General features: G+C 61.2%; 20 protein-coding genes and 1 pseudogene. 5 read left to right on the top strand and 16 right to left on the bottom strand.

All coding sequences use genetic code 11. The annotated features are described in order from the left end of the window. Positions 1 to 27: 27 nt before the first annotated feature. Together M1R55_RS23020 and M1R55_RS23015 are read right to left on the bottom strand one after the other, a co-directional pair. Positions 28 to 339: a tyrosine-type recombinase/integrase gene (locus tag M1R55_RS23020; RefSeq protein ID WP_249395722.1), complete on the bottom strand. Its 312-nt coding sequence runs from the start codon at positions 337 to 339 to the stop codon at positions 28 to 30. 148 nt (positions 340 to 487) lie between these two features. Continuing rightward, entirely contained in the window at positions 488 to 1,054 is a 567-nt protein-coding gene (locus tag M1R55_RS23015; protein ID WP_249395721.1) for a hypothetical protein, read from the bottom strand. A 281-nt stretch (positions 1,055 to 1,335) separates the two neighbouring features. On the opposite strand from M1R55_RS23015, the gene M1R55_RS23010 reads away from it, so the two are divergent. Beyond that, positions 1,336 to 1,620 carry a helix-turn-helix domain-containing protein gene (locus M1R55_RS23010; protein WP_249395720.1) on the top strand — a complete coding sequence of 95 codons (285 nt, stop codon included), beginning with the start codon at positions 1,336 to 1,338 and terminating at the stop codon, positions 1,618 to 1,620. A gap of 290 nt (positions 1,621 to 1,910) precedes the next feature. Here the strand turns inward: M1R55_RS23010 and M1R55_RS23005 are convergent, their stop codons facing one another. The 8 genes from M1R55_RS23005 to M1R55_RS22970 form a co-directional block, all read right to left on the bottom strand. Further along, entirely contained in the window at positions 1,911 to 2,372 is a 462-nt protein-coding gene (locus M1R55_RS23005) for a type II toxin-antitoxin system VapC family toxin (protein ID WP_249395719.1), read from the bottom strand. Then, positions 2,369 to 2,743: a helix-turn-helix transcriptional regulator gene (locus M1R55_RS23000; RefSeq protein WP_249395718.1), complete on the bottom strand. Its 375-nt coding sequence runs from the start codon at positions 2,741 to 2,743 to the stop codon at positions 2,369 to 2,371. The genes M1R55_RS23005 and M1R55_RS23000 overlap by 4 nt, the downstream gene beginning before the upstream one ends. A 211-nt stretch (positions 2,744 to 2,954) precedes the next feature. Next, on the bottom strand, positions 2,955 to 4,127 hold the full coding sequence (locus M1R55_RS22995) for an MFS transporter (protein WP_249395717.1): 1,173 nt from the start codon (positions 4,125 to 4,127) through the stop codon (positions 2,955 to 2,957). Beyond that, positions 4,127 to 4,681: a DUF6428 family protein gene (locus M1R55_RS22990; RefSeq protein WP_249395716.1), complete on the bottom strand. Its 555-nt coding sequence runs from the start codon at positions 4,679 to 4,681 to the stop codon at positions 4,127 to 4,129. The genes M1R55_RS22995 and M1R55_RS22990 overlap by 1 nt, the downstream gene beginning before the upstream one ends. Before the next feature lie 212 nt (positions 4,682 to 4,893). After that, on the bottom strand, positions 4,894 to 5,220 hold the full coding sequence (locus M1R55_RS22985) for a helix-turn-helix transcriptional regulator (protein WP_249395715.1): 327 nt from the start codon (positions 5,218 to 5,220) through the stop codon (positions 4,894 to 4,896). A gap of 51 nt (positions 5,221 to 5,271) precedes the next feature. Then, the gene (locus M1R55_RS22980; RefSeq protein ID WP_249395714.1) at positions 5,272 to 6,321 is read right to left on the bottom strand and encodes an NAD(P)/FAD-dependent oxidoreductase; all 1,050 of its coding nucleotides are present in this window, start codon (positions 6,319 to 6,321) and stop codon (positions 5,272 to 5,274) included. After that, positions 6,318 to 6,785, bottom strand: coding sequence for an arsenic resistance N-acetyltransferase ArsN2 (gene arsN2 / locus M1R55_RS22975; RefSeq protein ID WP_249395713.1), 468 nt, complete (start codon positions 6,783 to 6,785; stop codon positions 6,318 to 6,320). The genes M1R55_RS22980 and arsN2 overlap by 4 nt, the downstream gene beginning before the upstream one ends. Next, entirely contained in the window at positions 6,770 to 7,222 is a 453-nt protein-coding gene (locus M1R55_RS22970) for a MarR family winged helix-turn-helix transcriptional regulator (RefSeq protein WP_249395712.1), read from the bottom strand. Before M1R55_RS22970 ends, arsN2 begins: the two co-directional genes overlap by 16 nt. A gap of 92 nt (positions 7,223 to 7,314) precedes the next feature. Here M1R55_RS22970 and M1R55_RS22965 point away from each other — a divergent pair. Then, positions 7,315 to 7,793, top strand: a pseudogene (locus M1R55_RS22965) (arsinothricin resistance N-acetyltransferase ArsN1 family A). Positions 7,794 to 7,925: 132 nt separating this feature from the next. Here the strand turns inward: M1R55_RS22965 and M1R55_RS22960 are convergent. From M1R55_RS22960 to M1R55_RS22935, 6 genes are all read right to left on the bottom strand, one after another. Then, complete coding sequence (locus tag M1R55_RS22960; protein ID WP_249395711.1) at positions 7,926 to 8,645, bottom strand: metallophosphoesterase; 720 nt, start codon at positions 8,643 to 8,645, stop codon at positions 7,926 to 7,928. Beyond that, positions 8,642 to 9,085 carry an arsenate reductase ArsC gene (locus M1R55_RS22955; protein ID WP_249395710.1) on the bottom strand — a complete coding sequence of 148 codons (444 nt, stop codon included), beginning with the start codon at positions 9,083 to 9,085 and terminating at the stop codon, positions 8,642 to 8,644. The genes M1R55_RS22960 and M1R55_RS22955 overlap by 4 nt, the downstream gene beginning before the upstream one ends. After that, positions 9,082 to 9,768: an MIP/aquaporin family protein gene (locus tag M1R55_RS22950; protein WP_249395709.1), complete on the bottom strand. Its 687-nt coding sequence runs from the start codon at positions 9,766 to 9,768 to the stop codon at positions 9,082 to 9,084. Before M1R55_RS22950 ends, M1R55_RS22955 begins: the two co-directional genes overlap by 4 nt. Next, a complete protein-coding gene (locus tag M1R55_RS22945; protein ID WP_249395708.1) occupies positions 9,769 to 10,230 on the bottom strand; it encodes an arsenate reductase ArsC in 462 nt (153 codons plus the stop codon). Positions 10,231 to 10,237: 7 nt separating this feature from the next. After that, positions 10,238 to 10,558 (bottom strand): helix-turn-helix transcriptional regulator, encoded by a 321-nt coding sequence (locus M1R55_RS22940; RefSeq protein ID WP_249395707.1) that lies wholly within the window; start codon positions 10,556 to 10,558, stop codon positions 10,238 to 10,240. A 531-nt stretch (positions 10,559 to 11,089) separates the two neighbouring features. Continuing rightward, entirely contained in the window at positions 11,090 to 12,199 is a 1,110-nt protein-coding gene (locus tag M1R55_RS22935; RefSeq protein WP_249395706.1) for a LacI family DNA-binding transcriptional regulator, read from the bottom strand. Positions 12,200 to 12,573: 374 nt separating this feature from the next. Between M1R55_RS22935 and M1R55_RS22930 the strand changes: the two genes are divergently transcribed. The 3 genes from M1R55_RS22930 (at position 12,574) to M1R55_RS22920 (ending at position 17,085) form a co-directional block, all read left to right on the top strand. Beyond that, positions 12,574 to 14,673 carry a beta-galactosidase gene (locus tag M1R55_RS22930; protein WP_249395705.1) on the top strand — a complete coding sequence of 700 codons (2,100 nt, stop codon included), beginning with the start codon at positions 12,574 to 12,576 and terminating at the stop codon, positions 14,671 to 14,673. After that, complete coding sequence (locus tag M1R55_RS22925; RefSeq protein ID WP_249395704.1) at positions 14,670 to 15,833, top strand: glycosyl hydrolase 53 family protein; 1,164 nt, start codon at positions 14,670 to 14,672, stop codon at positions 15,831 to 15,833. The genes M1R55_RS22930 and M1R55_RS22925 overlap by 4 nt, the downstream gene beginning before the upstream one ends. 67 nt (positions 15,834 to 15,900) lie before the next feature. Beyond that, complete coding sequence (locus M1R55_RS22920) at positions 15,901 to 17,085, top strand: maltose ABC transporter substrate-binding protein (protein WP_249395703.1); 1,185 nt, start codon at positions 15,901 to 15,903, stop codon at positions 17,083 to 17,085. Positions 17,086 to 18,073: the final 988 nt, after the last annotated feature.

Genomic DNA, 18,073 nt, shown 5'->3' with positions numbered 1-18,073 from the left:
GGTCAACAGGGCAGCTTCGCCGCATTCTCAGCCGCTGGGTTCCCACATTCTTATGCTTTCACAGCTCGCTTTTTTTCCTCTCCGGGCGTACGCGACGTAGACCTGGGTGAAACTGATATCTCGGTGCCGGAGAAGATCCCGGGCTTCCAGGATGTCTCCTGTCTCCATGTAGGTGCGGGTTCCTACCGTGTGCCTCAGACCATGCACCTCACGCCCCTCGTAACGGATTCCCGCCAGCTCACAGAGCCGCACGATGTGGCGCCGCACCGTAATGCGGTGCCGCCAGGCGAGCAGATGCGGCGGCACATGCGGCAGGGGGTTCTTCTGGACACGAGCCATCCTCATACCCTACACCTGTGGCAAGTGACCCACTAGGCTTTAGCTGAGCGATGCTTCCCCAGTCCCCAATTTTGGCCCAAATCTTTCTCCCTTCCGTGGCACTCATAACTTTTAATCCACACGCACTTACACACGTCCTCTTGGCAAATCACCAGTATTCATGGGGCCATGTCGTGAGATTTCCAGAAGTGTGCAAGTGCAGAGTCGTCTCACTTAATTCGAGCTTAATTTCACGCAGCGTCTCTTTTGAACCCATCCTTGGAAGCGTGACATCCAGTGAATTGATGAGCCGAAATCCAAGACTCCAGTAATACGGTTTGGGTTGCACCACTTGATAAACAGCGCCCATCAGGCGATGCAACGAAGTCAACAATTCGAAAGTGGATAGGTTGACTTGCGGATCAACCTCTCGAATCACGGACTGGAGTTCCTCCCCAGTTGTGGCCAACTTTTTTCCAGGGGGAACACCTTGGAGAGTCTGCAGCCTCAATAGGGCTTCAAGGACTGACACGTCCGTGCCATAGGGCACCAGATCCTGCGCGTTTGACGCTTCGACGCCTTGCTCAAAACCATGCCGACGTCGTCTATACGCCCAGATGTAGTGGAGGAGGGTCGGTGGGGGTGAGGGTGTTGGACCAATCAGGCCATGGAACTGAAACCGCCCTCCCAGTTTCAGTTCCAGTGTGGATTGATCCGGCAAGTGATCAAGCAACATGGAACTGCCCTGTAAGAGAAGGCACACCCTCTGCACTGAGCTGGGTCATCGCCTGAATGAGGAGAAGCAATCTGAAAGAGCTCATGGCTTTTTTCCAGAGAAAGGGAAAGGGAGCAGGTTTTCTGCGCTGGGAGGAAAACATGTTCCTTCTTATCGGTTTGCGGTTGCGCTGAGTGAACACGGGAAGCACCTCCTAAGCTGGATCCTCAAAATCTTATCACCATATAAGGCGACAACATATAAGGCGACAACGCAAGAGCAGAATCCAGCACCCTCAGCGGATGCCAGCAGAGCCACTAGAAGAGAGTCTTTTCCTGCGTGAAGCGCAAATCATGCTGGGCGAGCGCATCAAGCAGTTGCGCGAGGGGCGGGGATGGAGCCAGGACACCTTTGCTCATCTCGCTGGTCTCAACCGGGCCTACCCCCACCGCCTGGAGACGGCCAAAGTGGATATGCGTTTCACTACCCTACTGAAAATTGCCCGGGTCTTTGGCCTCTCACCGGCAGAATTTATGCAATTCGATGATGTTGGGCAGTGCCCTCAAAGGCAGCCCTCTGAGCAGTGAAGATACGATTGGAGCGGCTGTATTGGCAGGTGTAATTTGCAGATGACCACCTAACCGTAAGAGGCTGAACCACCTCTCACCCTGGGGCTCCAGCTTGATCCCACCGTGCGCCCCGTAACCTGCTCACCCCTGTCTGTCGGGAGAGGCGGTCGAGGTCTGCCGTCCGGCAGCGGTTGGAGTTGGGGCAGGTCGGGCAGGAAGGAATCGGAAGTTGGCCCGCCCGCGCCCGTGCTGAGGCTGTGCAGCGTGAGGTGAGGAAGAGATGACCGCCTTCACGCCACTGTGGTCACTTAGCTTTCTGGAAAGAGGATCAATCCCTCGGCTTGGGCAGCCTGCCGCTGACGAGCATCAAAGGTCAAGAAGCGCAGGCCCTCAAAAGCCTCTGCCGCGAGCAGGGCGCTCGCCACATGTATGGCGTCCATCGCTCGCAGGCCGAATGTCGCCTGACGGATGACCAATGCAGACGCTTCCAACAGCAGGGCTTCATCGACTGGCACGACATAGAGGGTGTCCCAGTCTGCTCGGAACTGTTCCAACAAGGCGTTGACCTGGCCTGCTCCCAGCCGTCCAGCATGGTCACGGTGTTGACGCTGGGTCAGCGCGGCCACCAGTTCGGGATGGGCCAGTCCGCTGACCACCACAGGTTCGGCCTGCGCGATAGCGGTTTGCACCTGGGTATGGAACTGATCTTTGGTCAGGTAAGCCCGCAGCAAGGCTGAGGTATCCAGAAACAGCGGGGACGCTTGGGTCAAAGGTCACGCCCACGCATCTCGGCCAGTTGGTCGGGCACGCTCCATTCACCTTCGGGGGCAGGCGCAGCGCTGCCCTGCGCTTTGCCTGCCCTGCGGGGCGCGGCGATGCGGCGGCGAGCCTCCTCGCGGCGCTGATCTCCCTCGGCGTCCAGGGTTTCCAGGACGTCCTGTACCTGCACAGGGGAACCCGTGAGTTCGGATAGAGCCTCCAACACTGTGCCGACTGTGGCGAGGTCGATGCGCTGGGCTGGTCTGGCGGCCAGTCCGTAGACTGTGGCCGCAGCCAACCGCCCTTCGGTGGCCTTGACTAGGCGGTAGGCGGTAATGCCCCGGCGCTCCAGGTACGCTCCCAAATTCATTTGCAGACCCATACTACTAGCTTACCAGAGTATAAGCAGCAAAGAGAAAGGTGATCCAGAAGCCACCTTCGATATTTCAGCCTGAATGACGCATTTACTGCATGTAGGTCACACCACTTTGCTTTGTCCGATAAAGCATCACCGTCCTCAGTCTTCGGATTCTCGAAGTGACCGAGGCCGCCACCTCGGCCAGCAGTATTCAGCACCAAGTTTTTGTCGAGAGTCACCCTATTGAGAGCTCGTTTGTACCTGTAGATCGGCTCAGTAAACTCCACACAGACCAGGCTGCCAAGCCTGTCAGAATCGTGAGTGACCACCCGTAGCCACCCGTCCCAACGAACAACAGCCCCATCCCGAAGGGCGTCAAGGCCTGCGCCAGATTGACGGGCCAGGCCAGACGACCATTCACAGTGCCAAACTGGGCCGGGGGATACCACGTCACCAGCAGTTCACTGCGGGCCAGGGTCAAGGCGCCATTGGCCACTCCAAAGAGCACGATCCCCAGGGCGGTCAGAGGCAGAGATGCCCTGAAGTGCAGCAGCAGTGCGCCGACGCCCACTAAACCCAAGAGGATCGCGGTGAGCGTCTGGACTCCCCAGTACTGGAGCAGCGGCGCAAAAATCACCCGTCCTGGCAGGGCCGCCACACCCATCAGTCCTGTCAACGCGGCAGCCATGCCTGGGGGATAGCCCGACGCCAGGAGCAAGGGGGCCAGCTGGAGACCGATGCCAACAGTCACCATCCGTGACAAAGTAAACGCCCAGACCAGTCGTGAAAAGGTCAAATCGGGCGTAAAGGGGACAACGGCGCGGTGTGCCTGAACCAGCCCACTGGCGGGGATGATCCACCACACCAACACACCCACACCCATCAGAAGACTGGCCAGGCACCACAGCGCGGTCTGTAACCCCCCCTGCCCCAACAGCGCAGTAGTGAGCGGGACAAACACAGTGCTCGCCAGTCCAGCAATCAGAGTGACCGTCAGGGTGGCCGAACGGCGGGCCGATCCCCCCACCTGTTGCCCCAGCACCGTGAATACCGCTTCGTAGAAGGTCAAACTCATGGCCGCGCCTGCGAGCAGCCAAGCGGCCACAAAGAGAACGTAATTGCTCGTCCAGGCCAACAGCCCGAAGGCCAGACCACCCAGCAGTGCGCCGAGAGCGAGCCAGGTTCGTCCGTGCCCTTGATCGAGGACTCGCCCGACTCGGGGTGCGAGAAAGGCCGTGGCCAGCAACGCCAGAGTGAAGGCCAAACTGGTCTGCGTGCGGCTCCAACCATAGGCCTGCTCCGTCGCGACCGCCAGCAAGGGCTGGGCGTAATACAGCGCGCCATACGCCACCGTCGCCAAAAGCGCCAGCGTCCAGACCATCAGACGCTGGCGAGCGGATGAACCCATCACCCCAAGGTCATCAACTGAACGGGGGCTGGCGAGCAGCACCCGCTGTCCGGCGCGCAGCCATCGGCCGACTCGGTGGAGTCGCTGATGGGCAGACCACAGGCATCTCCCGCCTTGCACTGCACGCCCGGTGTCCGCAGGTGGACGATCATCCGCTCCGGCTGGGCTTCCACGTGGCTGACGTGGTACTGCATCGCTGGAGTCACGCTGTTGCCGTACTCAAAGCGCACCTCGGCCTCGTCCCGCACCGGGATATGCCGCACCACCCGGTCATAGATGGCCAAAAACTTGCGGTTGGTCATGAAACCCGCCAAGGCTTCTTTTTCACTGCCGTCCATCAGTTGAATGACCGTTTCACGCCAGGCATTTGCCTTGCCGCCGCAGTCCATGGCCTCAATCGTGACGGCTTTGACCTCGGTGACGTGGTACCCCGCGGGCACCAGCGGTTCACCATGGAGGTGAAACTCCAGAGGACGCTGGGGTTGAGCCCGCAGTTCGCCCAGAAGGGTGACGGTCGAGGTCTGGTCAGTCAAGCCGGGGATGGTCTGGATCATGGTGAGCTCCTAATCGATAGATGTCGATGGATGGCGGCGAAAAAATCAGCAGGCGGCGCAGGGAGGTGTCGGGGCAGGGCGAGTCACACGGCGCCAAGGCCAAGAGAACGGCGGACGAACGCGAACCAGGCACTGAGCTTGACCCTGCTGCTCAGCTTCGTGCCGCAGCTCACGTTGATGTTCCAAGACCAACTGTTCGAGAGCAATCCAATTCATACGGCCTCCTTCTGTTCCTGCGGCACAGCGGCCAGCAGCTGATCCAGTGCGGTGCGGGCGATGAGCATGCCTTTAGCGCTGAGAGTGTAGTAGGTCCACTTGCCCCGTTTCTCGGTGTCGACCAAACCAGCGTCTGCCAGGAGTTTCATGTGGTGGCTGGTGGTGGGCTGGCTCAGGCCCAGCATCTCCTGAACGTCGCAGGTACAGACGCCCTGCCCAGTGGAGCAGCAGCCAGCGTCGACGGTCGCCAGGAAGTGCAGTGCCCTGAGGCGGTGCACGTCTCCCAATGCCTTGAAGACATTGGCTGTCTCATCGAAGTTCATGGATGTATAGTACGCAACGCATAGAAGATTGTCAATGGGAGACAGGCACTTCTAAGGTTGCCCTCTGGCGATCTGTTCAACCACCAGTGCGGCCTCCTGTCCCGCTCCCCGCAAGGTCGCCGATGCCAACGCCCGCTGCCCACTCAGGCCCGCAAAATACAGCCCTGGTACCGTGCGGCTCACGCCCAGACGTTGAACGGGTTCTCCCTGGCTATCCAGGGCTCCCGTGCCCCGCAAAAAGTCCAAGTCCGCCCGGTATCCGGTGGCGAACACCACGGTGTCCACCGCTTCCTCCTGCCCGTCGGGCCACACCACTCCCTGCGCCGTGAACTGCAGGAACATCGCCCGCTGATCCAGCTGTCCCAGACGGAAGGCCGTACGGTACAGGCCAGGATCAAACACGTTGCGTGGGGACGGCAGGCGCCGGATGTGCCCCAGGGTCAGCTGATCCACCCTCAGCCAGGTGATCCAGTCATGGATATCCCGGCCCAGAATCCGTTGCGGCGCGAACAGCACCGGCGTGCGGACGGCGAGGGTCACCCGGGCCACTTGAGCCAATTCCACCGCAATCTGCACTGCTGAGTTGCCCGCCCCCACCAGAACGCGTTGCCCGGTGAACGGTGACGGTTCCTGATACGCCAGGGAGTGCAGAACAGTGCCCCCGAACAGTTCCTGACCCGGCACCGCGGGAATGAAAGGGCGGCGAAATGTTCCGGTGGCAGCGACGACCGTTCGGGAAAGGAAGGTTCGGCCGTCTGCCGTCAGCACCCGGAACCCTCCATCATCCGGCAAGATCTGCGTCGCTTCCGCCTCTGTGACCACTGGAAACCGGAAATGCGCCGCATACGCGTTCAAATAAGCGACCACCTCATCCCGCGAGGGGTAGCGCTCCGGATCTCCGGGAAATGGCAGGCCTGGCAGCGCTGCGTGCCGGGCGGGGGAGAACAGTTTCAGGCTCCTGTAGTGCAGGGGCCAGGAGCCGACTGGCCGGTGACCGGCCTCCAGCACCTGAAACTGCAGGCCGCGCCGCTGCAGGTGGTAAGCCGTGGCCAGACCTGCTTGCCCAGCACCAAGAACCAGAGCGTCGTACCGGAGGCTCATCGGGGTATCCCAGCTTGGGTCGGTTGGAGTGCGAGGTGCATGACCACTGCTGACGCTGGACAGACCCCCTGGAGTTCCTGTGAGGCAAACAGACCTGGTGGCAGGTCACCCCGTGTGATGGGCGTGAAGCCAAACTTCGGGAAGAAGCGTTCCGCCGCAGTCGAGAGCAGGAACAGGCCCGAGAGTCCAGCGTCATGCGCGCGCCGGATCAGTTCGCTGGTCAGTGCCTGTCCTTTGCCCTGGCCCCGCTGATCAGAGCGGACGGTCACCGAGCGGAGCAGGCCATACGCTCCATACCGCTCGGTTCCGGCGAGCCCCACCACCTCCTGGTCACGGTGGGCCAGCACGAAACCGGGCAAGTGAGCCTCAATCCCTTCCAGGGGAAGTGCCGCCGCCCTCAGGAGCGTCTCGATCACCGTCAGGTCGTCTGCTGTGGCCTCCCGGAAGGTCACGTCGTAACACATGCCTGGCTATCCTGGGATTCCGCTTCCAAGGCGTCGGCCAGCAGTTCAAGCGCCCGGAGCACGCCCGCCTGTTCCTCCTGCGGAACATGGCCGAGGAGGCGCACCGATTGGGCGGCCAATTGTGCATTGAGGGCGGCAACCTGCTCCTGTCCCTGAGCGGTGAGCGTGAGTTCAATCGCCCGCCGATCCGTGGCGCGGGGCTGCTTGTTCACCAACCCGTCCTGCACCAGCTCATCCACGTTGCGGCTGAGCCAGCCTTTGTCGGCGTTCAGGCGGCGAGAGAGGTCCGCGAGGGTCAAGGGGCTCTCCCGGCCGAGCGTGGTGAGCAGCTGGCAGCGGGTGAGGCTCTGAACCCCGCAGCAGTTGGCCGTGCGTTGCTGGAGGGCTGTGTGGAGGCGGGTGATGCGGCGCAGCAGATCGCCAGGGTTCTGGATCATCCATGCTCCTTTCGTTGACCTTGACAACGGTCTGAAAAGACCGTACACCTGTGGATAAGTCGTTGTCAACTTCAACGATCAGGAGATCCTGCATGTTCACCACCCGCCTGGCTACCCCAACCGACGCTCAACACATCGCACTCATCTATAACCAGGGCATTGAAGACCGCACCAGTACGTTCGAAACCCAGCCCCGGACCATGCAGCACATTCAAGCCTGGTTTGATGGCGTTCACCCCATTGTGGTGGCAGCGCACAACGGTGGGTCGTCGCGTTTGCCAGCACGAGTCTGTACCGCCCCCGGGACTGTTACGCCGGGATTGCGGAGTTCAGCGTGTATGTGGCCCGGGACGCGCGGAGCTTGGGAGCGGGCCGAGCGACCATGACCGCTCTGATCCCTGCAGCTCAGGACGCTGGGTTCTGGAAACTGCTCTCCCGGGTCTTTCCTGAGAACACAGCCAGCCGGAAACTCCTGGCGTCCCTGGGCTTCCGGGAAGTGGGCACGTACGAACACCATGGCCAGCTGGACAGCGTCTGGAAAGACGTGGTGATCGTCGAGAAGCTGCTGTAAATGGGTCTGGGCCTTCAAAGCGCCAGGCGAGCGGGGTGACAGGAGCGTATCCGCAGTTTCAGCTTGCGGTGCAGGCGCGCTCAGATCCGCAGTCAGTCGCCTGCACTGCCGATCTCAACAGTGGAGCAGGCTCTAGTGACCCACTTTGCCGGTCCGGAGCTGGGCCGCTTCCTTGTCCCCCTGATAGGCGTGCTGTTCAGCCCAGGCTGCGGCGGCGTTCACGTCATAAGTCACCCGGCGGAAGGTCACGTTCCAGTAGTCGCCTTCGCCTTCAAGCAGCACCCAGCGGGCCAGAGGAGAGCCGTCCTTCTGGCGGCTCACCGCCCCGACATTGACCACCGTCAGCGGGCCGATCTGCCGCAGGTGCTCCTGATGCGAGTGGCCGACCACCACGACTCGGACCGCTCCCAGATCACCTAGGCGTTCCAGCACCAGCGCGTCACTGGCCCACGCTTTTCCGTCGAGGAGCAGATACGTCCAGGCACTGTCCGGCGTCCCATGGGCCGCCATGACGGCGCCACCTGCCAGCGTGACCTGGGTGGGCAGCCCGGCGACGGAGGTCCCTGTCCCGTCTGGTAGGGCAGCGTGCAACCATGCCAGCATGGCCCGCTTCTCCGTGGTCTCGGTGAGCGGCTCACCCAACCGTTCGTCAGTATTGCCCCGCACTTCCAGGACGCCGTGCTGGGCCTTCAAGGCTTGCTGAAGCTGCCACGCCCCCGCCGGATCTGCTCCGCCGAAGACCTGATCCCCGAGGTTGACCCACGCGTCTGGAGCATGCCGTTCTATGTCCTGCACGACAGCTTCTAAGGCAAAGCGGTTGCCGTGCACGTCGCCGAACACTGCGATCTTCATGCGCCTTCTTTGAGCCAGGCCAGGATCTTGAGATTGATCTCGTCGCGCACGCGGCGGAACACTTGGAGGCGTTCCTGGTCGGTTCCAGTGGCTGCAGCGGGGTCTTCAAAGGGCCAGCTCAGGCGGTAACGGGCGTTCGGGAAAATCGGGCAACTGGCTTCTGCGCGGTCACAAACGGTGATGACGTAGTGGAAATGCTCCGCGATCAGGGGCTTGACCCCTTTGGCAGCCAAGTGGCCCGTCGGCAACCCCAGCTCCTCCAGAGCCTTCACCGTGAGTGGATTGACCTGACCGGGCTCGAGGCCTGCGGACATGACCTCAAACCGCTCTCCCGCCCGGTGCTCCAGGAGGGCTTGGGCCATCTGAGAGCGGGCGGTGTTGCCGGTGCAGAGGAACAAGACACGGGCAAGACGGGGCGCAGCAGATTCATTCTGAGTCATAGCAGTTCTCCTGTCGGGGCGAATTCCTGCGCCTGATGGGGCTTGGTTTCAATGGGTTCGCTGGGACTGATGAAATGATTGGCCGCTACCGCGAGAGCTGCGCCCAGCAACGGAGCGGCCCAGTACAGCCAGTGCGCCGTCCAGATGCCACTGGCGAGCGCCGGACCAAAACTGCGGGCCGGGTTCATGCTGGCCCCAGTGATCGGGCCGCCCATCATGGCCTCCAAAGCCACCACACCCCCGACCACCCACGGCAATCCAGACCGCAGGGCGACCAGCAGCAGGAAAAACGTCAGAACCGTTTCCAGGGCGAAGGCCTGACCCACACTTCCGGCGGGCACGGTCACGCCCACATTCCCCTTCATCCCGAACAGGGCCAGCAGGGTGAAAGCGGCCAGGCATGCACCGATGAGTTGGGCCAGCACATAGGGGACGGCGCGACTGAGCGGAAACTTTCCAGCCAGCACCAGCGCAAAGGTGGCCGCCGGGTTGATGTGTGCGCCGCTGATGGGGGCCAGGGCGGCGATGACGGTGGCGACGGTCAGACCGAAGACCAGAGCCACACCAGCATGTCCGAGCGCCCCAGTTTGCGCCTGTACCACCGCAGCGCCGGGGCCGAAAAAGATCAGGGCAAAGGTGCCGATGCCTTCAGCGGCCAAGGCACGCGGCAGGGGAACGCTCACCTAACCCACCGCGACGCTGGGGCTGTCTTCGTAGGTCGCGGGCACGGGTTGACCGTCTTTCAACCCTTGAACGAAGGCATCAAATTGAACCCGGAGTTGGTCGCGCACGGCCCGCCAACGGTCGAGACTGCCGCCGCTGGGATCGATGAAAGGATAGTGCAGCCGATTCGTTTTGCCGGGGTACACCGGGCAGGCTTCGGCGGCAGAATCGCAGACCGTGATGACGTAGTCGAAGTTCTGCGCGTCCGGCACGTCCCACAGCGTTTTGCTGGTGTGGGCGTCCAGCCTCAGGCCAATCTCTTGCATGACGGTCTTGGCATCATCCTTAACGCGGGTCGCTTCAGTCCCAGCGGAGTGAACCTCCAGATCGACCTTCAAACGCTGCGCCGCATCCCGGGTGAGGGCTTCAGCCATCTGCGAGCGGGCCGAATTATGGGTGCACAGAATCAGGACACGGGTCATATCGTGCTCAGCATATAGAACTTTCTTGATGTGTCAAACCAGGAAGCTGCGTAAATATTTCAGTGAGCAGGGCCCCACCCAACCGAAAGAACTGTTCGTGACGGAGCGTGTAATAGGTGTTTTTACCCCGTTGCTCCGCCTGCACCAATTCAGCGTCTCGGAGAATGCCCAAGTGATACGACACTTTTGACTGGGGCAGGGAAAGGAGGTCTTCGAGATCACAGACACACCGCTCTCCCAGCGCCAGGCGCTGCACGAGGTCAAAGCGGATCTCATGTGAAAGGGCCTTCAATTGATCGAGAACAGTGGGTGCAGCGACGGTAGTCATTTATCCAGTGTAATCGATCTGAAACTCCGGCTCTGGCCTGAACAGAGCGAATGATTTACCTGGATACTTTAGCCTGCTGCCCTCCTAATGAGTACTGCCTCATTGTGGATGGCGGAAGGTGATGGCTTCGCCCAGCGCTCAATCTTAAGAAGATGGACTCTTTGACCTGCATCGGCACGGCGTCTGCTCGGCGGTACAGGCTGCTGAGGTGTTCTCGGTCGCCTGGCCGGAGCGCGGACTCAGGCGGGCACACCGTCTCTCTCAATGGACACGGGCCAGCCTGGAAAGCAGATGCGCCCGCTGCCAGAGGGAGAAGTCTTGGAACTGCCAGAGGCTCCGTTGGAGAACGCATCAGGCCAACCGCTACCGAAACTATCCTGATCTCAAGCAGCAGCCTAAACATCCACTCTTCCCCGCAAAAGCCTTCACTTTTGCATGAGCTCAAGCAGGAGTAAGGCGGCCTTGCCGCCTTACTCCTTACTCCGTCGGTACGTAGTGTTGGCCGTTCGAGATCACGTTCGGGACACTCGCTCACTTCGTTTCCTCGGCCCCCTCCTCTTCCGTTCTTCGGTTCCAGAGGTGCTGCTGCACGACCTGTAAGGCCTCCTGCCACTGGAGGCGTTGGCCGAGGCGCGGCCCGGCGGTGCTGGCACGCACCACCAATTCAGGCCGGGTCAGGGTCACGCGGGTGGGTTCTGGGCCGTCCAAGAGGGCCTTGAGATGGTGAAACGCTTTCTGTCCCAGGGTCGGAAAGTCCTGCCGGATGGTGGTCAGCGGCGGAATCAGCAGCGCACTTTCGGCAGTGTCGTCATACCCGATGACCGACACGTCGCCGGGAACGTTCAGGCCGCGCTCCCACAAGGCCCGAAGCACACCGACCGCCATCTGATCGTTCCCGACCAACACTGCCGTAAATGGTATGCCCGAAGCCAACAGCGCCACTGCGGCGCAGTAGCCGCTGGCTGGACTCCAATCGCCTTCTTGCTGGGCCACCAACGCCAAGCCTTGACGTTGCAAGACATCCACCCACCCCTGCAGGCGTGAATGTTCAGCCACCGCGTTTTGTGGCGCGTGGACGCAAGCGATCCGGGTGTGGCCCAACTCCACGACATGCTGAGCCGCCAAAGCTGCGCCGTGATATTGATCGAGCAGCGCCGCATTGACGGGCGAATCCGGCGGAACATCCAAGAAGACAGAGGGGACATCGGCAAATCGGCGCGAGATTTCGGCGGCGTCCGTGCTGCTCAGAGAGGCGTTGATCAGCACACCGTCCACCTGCCGCTCTTTGAGGGCGCGAACTGCCTGGGTCACGCTGGCGAGGCCGTAGCCCGGCACGATAGACACGATCAAGCTGAAGCCGGATTCCCGAGCTGCCCGCTCTATGCCGGAAGTGAGTTGGGAAGGCGCGTGCAGAGAAATATCATTGGTGGCAAATCCGATGGACTGACTGCGCTGCCGAGCCAACCCCTGCGCCAAACGGTTGGGCACATAGTTCAGCTGTCCGACAGCGTCCATGACGCGGGCGCGAGTGCGGGCCGACACCTTCCCCTGCGTATTGACCACGCGGGAGACGGTTTGTTGCGACACGCCTGCAAGGTGCGCTACGTCAGCCAAGGTCGCCGTTTTCTCACCTGTTCTCATTGAAGATGCCTCCTGTTGTTAAGGCTAACATATGTGATTGTGCGGGCGGGGCACCTCTATCGCAGGCGGGAGGAAAGGGGGTTGGCTTCCTGCAGATAAGTTCAGCTTAACTCCCTTCCTTGATCAGGATTTATCGTCTGAGCAGCGCTCATCCAGGGAATGCTGAACTATGGCGAAGCGCTCTAAAGACGCAGAACACCAAAACGTGATCTGTCCTGCAAGTGTTAGCCTTAACATCTTCTACTGTTTGCGCTATCAATCTCCGTCCAGACTGACCTCTTCAGTCCACTTTCAACGCGGCAACTGTGCCGTGTTTTCCTCTACGCCGTACTCCAGCTTCAGCCGGGGTCAAGCTCCTGTTCTCAGAGGTATGTATGCTTCCATTTCAGACCACTCACCTTGAACTCGGCGTTTGCGATTATCCGGAACATGTGCTGGAAGACCGCTGGGCCGATTACGCGGCGGCGCAAAAAGCGCTGGGCCTGCGTTATGTGCGAATCGCGGAATTTGCCTGGAGCCGTATGGAACCGCAGCCAGGGCAGTACGACTGGGCCTGGCTCGACCGGGCCATCGACATCTACGCAGCAGCAGGCCTGGAGGTGCTGCTGTGTACGCCCACCGCCGCGCCTCCTGCTTGGTTGGTGGCCCAGCATCCTGAAATCCTGCCGTACGGACGCACTGGGCAAGTGAAAACGTCCGGCTCCCGGCGACACTGCGACCTGTCCAGCCCCATATACCGGGCTTTTTCCCGCCGGATTACGCAGGCGATGGCGGAGCGTTATGGGCAGCATCCGGCAGTCGTGGGCTGGCAAACCGACAATGAATTCGGCTGGGGGGATACCGCTCAGAGCTACAGCCCCGCTGCGTTAAAGGGCTTTCAGGGGTGGCTGGAAGAGCGTTACGGCTCGCTGGACACGCTGAACGAGGCTTGGGGCAACGTGTTTTGGAGTATGGAATACGCTGACTGGACTCAGATTCCATTGCCGCACCAGGCGGTGTCTGAGGTCAACCCGGCACATGCGCTGGATTTCCTGCGCTTTTCCAGCGACCAAATCGTGCAGTTTCAGGCCGAGCAGGTCGCTCTCTTGCGCGAACTCTCTCCTGGCCGCTTTATCACGCACAATTTCATGGGCTTTTTCAGCGGCTTCGACCATTACCGCGTGACTGCAGGCCTCGATTTTGCCAGTTGGGACAGCTATCCCACCGGCACCCTGCAGGCCCTGCATGAATGGAAGCTGGCTGAGCCGCATCTGGCGCATGATTTCGCCCGCACAGGGCATCCGGATTTGACGGGATTCAATCATGATCTGTACCGGGGAATGCTGAGTGAGTCAGTGAAGAATGTGCCTTCCAGTTCTGCTGACACCGCACAGGCCAACACATCTGCCCCACTACACCCGACCCACTCACCACTCTCCACACATCCTTCCCGCGGTTTCTGGGTGATGGAACAGCAGTGTGGTCAAGTCAACTGGGCCCCCTCCAACCCGTTGCCCGCCGACGGCGCGGTACAGCTCTGGACAGCCCAAGCATGGGCACACGGGGCCGACGTGGTCAGCTATTTCCGCTGGCGCGCCGCGACCATGGCTCAAGAGGTGATGCACTCTGGCCTGCTGCGGCACGGCGAGCGACCAGATCGGGGGTACGCCGAGGTCGAGGCCCTGAAGCCGCAAGAGTTCCCCTTGAGCAAAGTGCAGAACAAAGTGGCGCTGCTGCACGACTACGAGAGTTTGTGGCTCTATAACTTGCAGCCGCACGCTGAAGGACTGAATTACTGGGCACAGGCATTTGCCTATTACCGCGCTCTGCGTGCTCTGGGCGTTGATGTAGACATCATTCACCCCGACAGCGACCTGAGCGGGTACGCGCTGGTGGTGGCCCCGGCCCTCACGCTGATGACCCCCGAACGCGCCCGCCACCTGGAAGCTGCTGCCCAGCACTGCCAACTGGTGTTCGGGCCGCGCACCGCCTTCCGTACCGTGTCGGGCCGCACGCCAGAAACGGGGCAGTTTGGTGACCTCGCTGGGTTGGTCGGAGCCGCCCTCCTGCATTACGACAGCCTCTACCCGGAGATGACCCAGAACGTAGCCGCCAACCCCGGGGGTTCCCTGTCCACCGAACACCAGGCCGCCTCTCACCTGGCTTGGCACTGGGCCGAAAGCTACGAGCTGGAGGGCGCAGAAGCCCTGTACCGCTACCGGGGCGGCCCACTCGGTGGGGAAGCCGCCGTGATCCGGCACGGCAATGTGACCGTCGTCGGCGCACACAGCGAATCACTGATTTCAGAGGTCTTGAAAGACTTGCTGACAGGCGCGGGCCTGAGTCCTCTACCGCTGCCCGAGGGTGTGCGGCTCTCGCGGCGCGGCGGCGTCACCCTGCTTCAGAACTGGAATACACACCCCGTCCACTGGCAGGGGCAAGAGTTGGCCCCGGTCAGCACCCGCCTGCTTCAACCTGCGGAGGTTTCAATATGAACACACCGTTCTTGGGCACGGGGCTCCTCAGCGCTGGGTTTGTTCGATCTGCCTGCCTCGGTCTGACGGGCGTGCTGACCCTGGCCCTCACCGCCTGCGCGACCGAACCGTCCAGCACTGCGCCCGCGGCCGCACTCACCCCGCAGGCCACCTTGCCCAGCGAATGGATCAAGGGGATCGACGTCTCGGAGGCGAGGGGCGCAGAAGCGGCGGGGGTGACCTTTAAAGACCGCGCCGGCGCGGTCAAGCCAGCCCTCCAGATCGTCAAGGATCACCAGTACAACTGGGTGCGGGTGCGGCTGATGGTGGATCCGGACGGCACCTACGGTCTGCTGCAAGACCTGCCTTACGTGAAGGCCGTCATGAAAGACGCCAAGGGGCGCGGCCTGAAGGTGCTGCTCGACCTGCACTATTCGCACTGGTGGGCCGATCCCGGCAACCAGTGGACTCCGGCACGCTGGGCCGGACAAGACGTGAATGCGCTCTCCAACTCCGTGTACGCCTACACCAAAGACGTCATCAGCCAACTCCGCGCTCAGGGCACCGCGCCCGACATGGTGCAGATCGGCAACGAGATCAACGGCGGCCTGCTCTGGGAAGCCGGACGAATCGGCAATATGGCCAACTTCGTCAAACTCAGCAATGCTGGGGCGACGGCGGTGCGGGACGCGAGCGGTGGCAACGCCAGCATGCCCCCGATCATGGTGCACATTGCCAAAACAGGCGACGCGGCCCAGACGGTGGCGTGGTACCGAACCTTTGTTGCGGCGGGCGGCTGGGTCGATGCCATCGGCCTGTCGTATTACCCCATGTGGCATGGTGACTTTGCCAATCTCAGCAGCACGGTGTCGGCCCTGCGCTCCAACTTTTCCTGGGCCAAAGTATATCTGGCCGAAACCGCTTTTTACTGGGACACCAACCAAGTCGGCTACAGCGGCCTGCCCTATCCCCAGACCCAACAAGGGCAGTCCGATTACCTCAAAGCCCTGACTCCAGCCGTCAGAAATGCGGGCGGCAGCGGCATTTTCTACTGGGGCGCGTTCTGGTCACAGAGTGCGCGCTGGCTGACGGCGCCCGGCTGGACCGACGACGACGCTTCCCGCCGCTCCCTGTTCGACGACCAAGGCCGCGCCACCCTTGCCGTAGACGGCCTGAACTGACGCCACCTCACTCAAGTCCAGCCCCACCACCGGAACTTTTCCGGGTTTCACCCTCCAGGAGAACACCATGAACAAAGTCCTGATCCTGCTGTCGTTGACCCTCGCCGCGAGTGCCAGTGCCGCCCCCCTGACCGTCTGGAGCCACTTTACAGACGCCGCCGAAGTCTCGTGGTTACAGACGCAGGCCGCTGCGTATACCAAGGCCAGCGGCAACAAGGTCACCATCGTCAGCGTGCCCCTCGACCAAATTCCCGACAAGTTGATTCAGGGGGCGCCCAAAGGTCAGGGGCCAGACCTGATCGTGACCCTGCCGCAAGACCGCTTTGGGCAACTGGCCGCGTCGGGTGTGGTGGAACCACTTGACCGCTACATTCTCTCGACCTCGGATACCGACCGCACCGCCCTGAGTGCCATGACCTACCGGGGCAAAGTGTTCGGCTTTCCGATGTTTGCCGAAGCGATGGCGCTGATCTACAACAAAGCGCTGGTGCCCACGCCGCCCACCACTTGGAATGAATTTATCTCGGTGGCCCAGAAAAATACGGGGAACGGCAAGTTCGGCTTCTTGGTGGATCTCACCAACGCTTACGCCAACTACGGCATCTTCAGCGCTTACGGCAGTTACATCTTTAAAAATAATGCCGGAACCCTGAACGTGAAAGACGTGGGGGTCGGCAACGCGGGGGCGCTGAAGGCCGTATCGCTGATGAACGACCTGCGCTACAAATACAAGCTCGTGCCCGAAGGCGTGTCAAACGACGTCGTCAAAAGCGCGTTTGTGGATGGCCGCGCCGCCATGATCATCACCGGGCCGTGGGACATGGGCGACATCAAAAAAGCGGGGATTCAGTACGGCATCACCACGTTGCCAACCCCTCCCGGAGCCACCTCCAAGTGGTCGCCGTTCGTGGGCGTGCAGGGTGTGGTGCTGAACGCGTACGGCAAGAACAAGAATGCCTCGGCACAGTTTGCCAAACGGCTGATCACCAGCACGTCGCAGGTGTCGTTCAATCAGGCCGGTGGGCGCATTCCAGTCAGTCTGGCCGCCCGCACGAAATTGAAGGCAGACCCGGTGGTGACGGGGTTCGGCAAAGCGATCTCGGCAGGCACGCCCATGCCCAACGTGCCGCAGATGGGATCGGTCTGGGGGCCGTGGGGCAGCGCCGTCAGCCAGAGCGTACAGAAACCCAATCCCAACTACGCCTCCATTTTGGAGGGGGCCTTGAAGGAAATTAACAGCAACATCAAGTAGAGGGTGTTTTAAGGAGACTGCTGTCCAGCGCAGTGTGAGGAGAGGCAGAGTTCGGTGGGAAAGTGAACAGGGAACAGCGTCAGCTGTTCCCTGTTCAATGATCCTGCCTCTCATGACTGCTTATCCGGTTCAGCGCTCCAAGCTTGCTATGGCCTAGAATGCCCTCAAAAATTGGGTGGGGTGAAGTCGAGACCAAGGCTCGCCATTCCAGCCGTGAAGGGTCAGGCTGGAACGCGAGGAGACGTCATGGACCATCGGCAGTTCACGGAAGATCAACTGATCAAGGTGCTCCAAGACGCGAGAAGAGGCGGGGAGCCCACCCTTATGCCGGGATTTTGGGTGCAGCCCAGCGTCGTACGACACGTCGAAAAAGGAATACGGCGACACCAGTCCTGATGAAGCCGAGCAGCTTCGTCACCTGAACAAAGAAAATGCGCGGTTATTGGGCTCAACCTAGCGAAGGCAGTCAATTCCGCCATCTGCAATGCTAAAAATATGAGTAAAGCGCTGCATGGCGAAACTCTTCGCTTCGGCCGTGGTTGGAGCAAGCTGATGGACGAGGCGACCCCATGTTGCAAAACGGGATCGCCTCGGGTTCAGAGAGGGCCACTGATGTTCGCCACCGCTTGCTTATTGACAATCAATCCTTCTTCCTCCATCGGACACATCTGATGGGGAATCTCTCATCGCAGCTGGCGTAGATCCGCATCTTCGCTAGGTTGAGCCCCGCTCGTGCGTGCGGAAGAAAGCGCAGCAGGAGTTCTTGACCGCGCAGGTGCTTGAGTTGATGGTGGCCGCTGGTCAGGCGGGTGAGTTCCTTACGCAGGGCGCACCTCTGCCGGGCTTCGTCGGGAAGACTGTTCGGCTCAGTCATCTGTGCCTTCGCTGCTGAAGGGAGCGGAGGGTGAAACGGCAGGTTCCCTTTCATCCTTGGGCGTCGGCTTGGAGACGGCTTGATTAAAAACTCGGCCTGTCAGTCGGCATCCGC

Origin of the sequence: Deinococcus sp. QL22 (assembly GCF_023370075.1) — a bacterium.
Classification (GTDB): domain Bacteria; phylum Deinococcota; class Deinococci; order Deinococcales; family Deinococcaceae; genus Deinococcus.
This window is presented reverse-complemented; position numbering and strand designations above follow the sequence as displayed.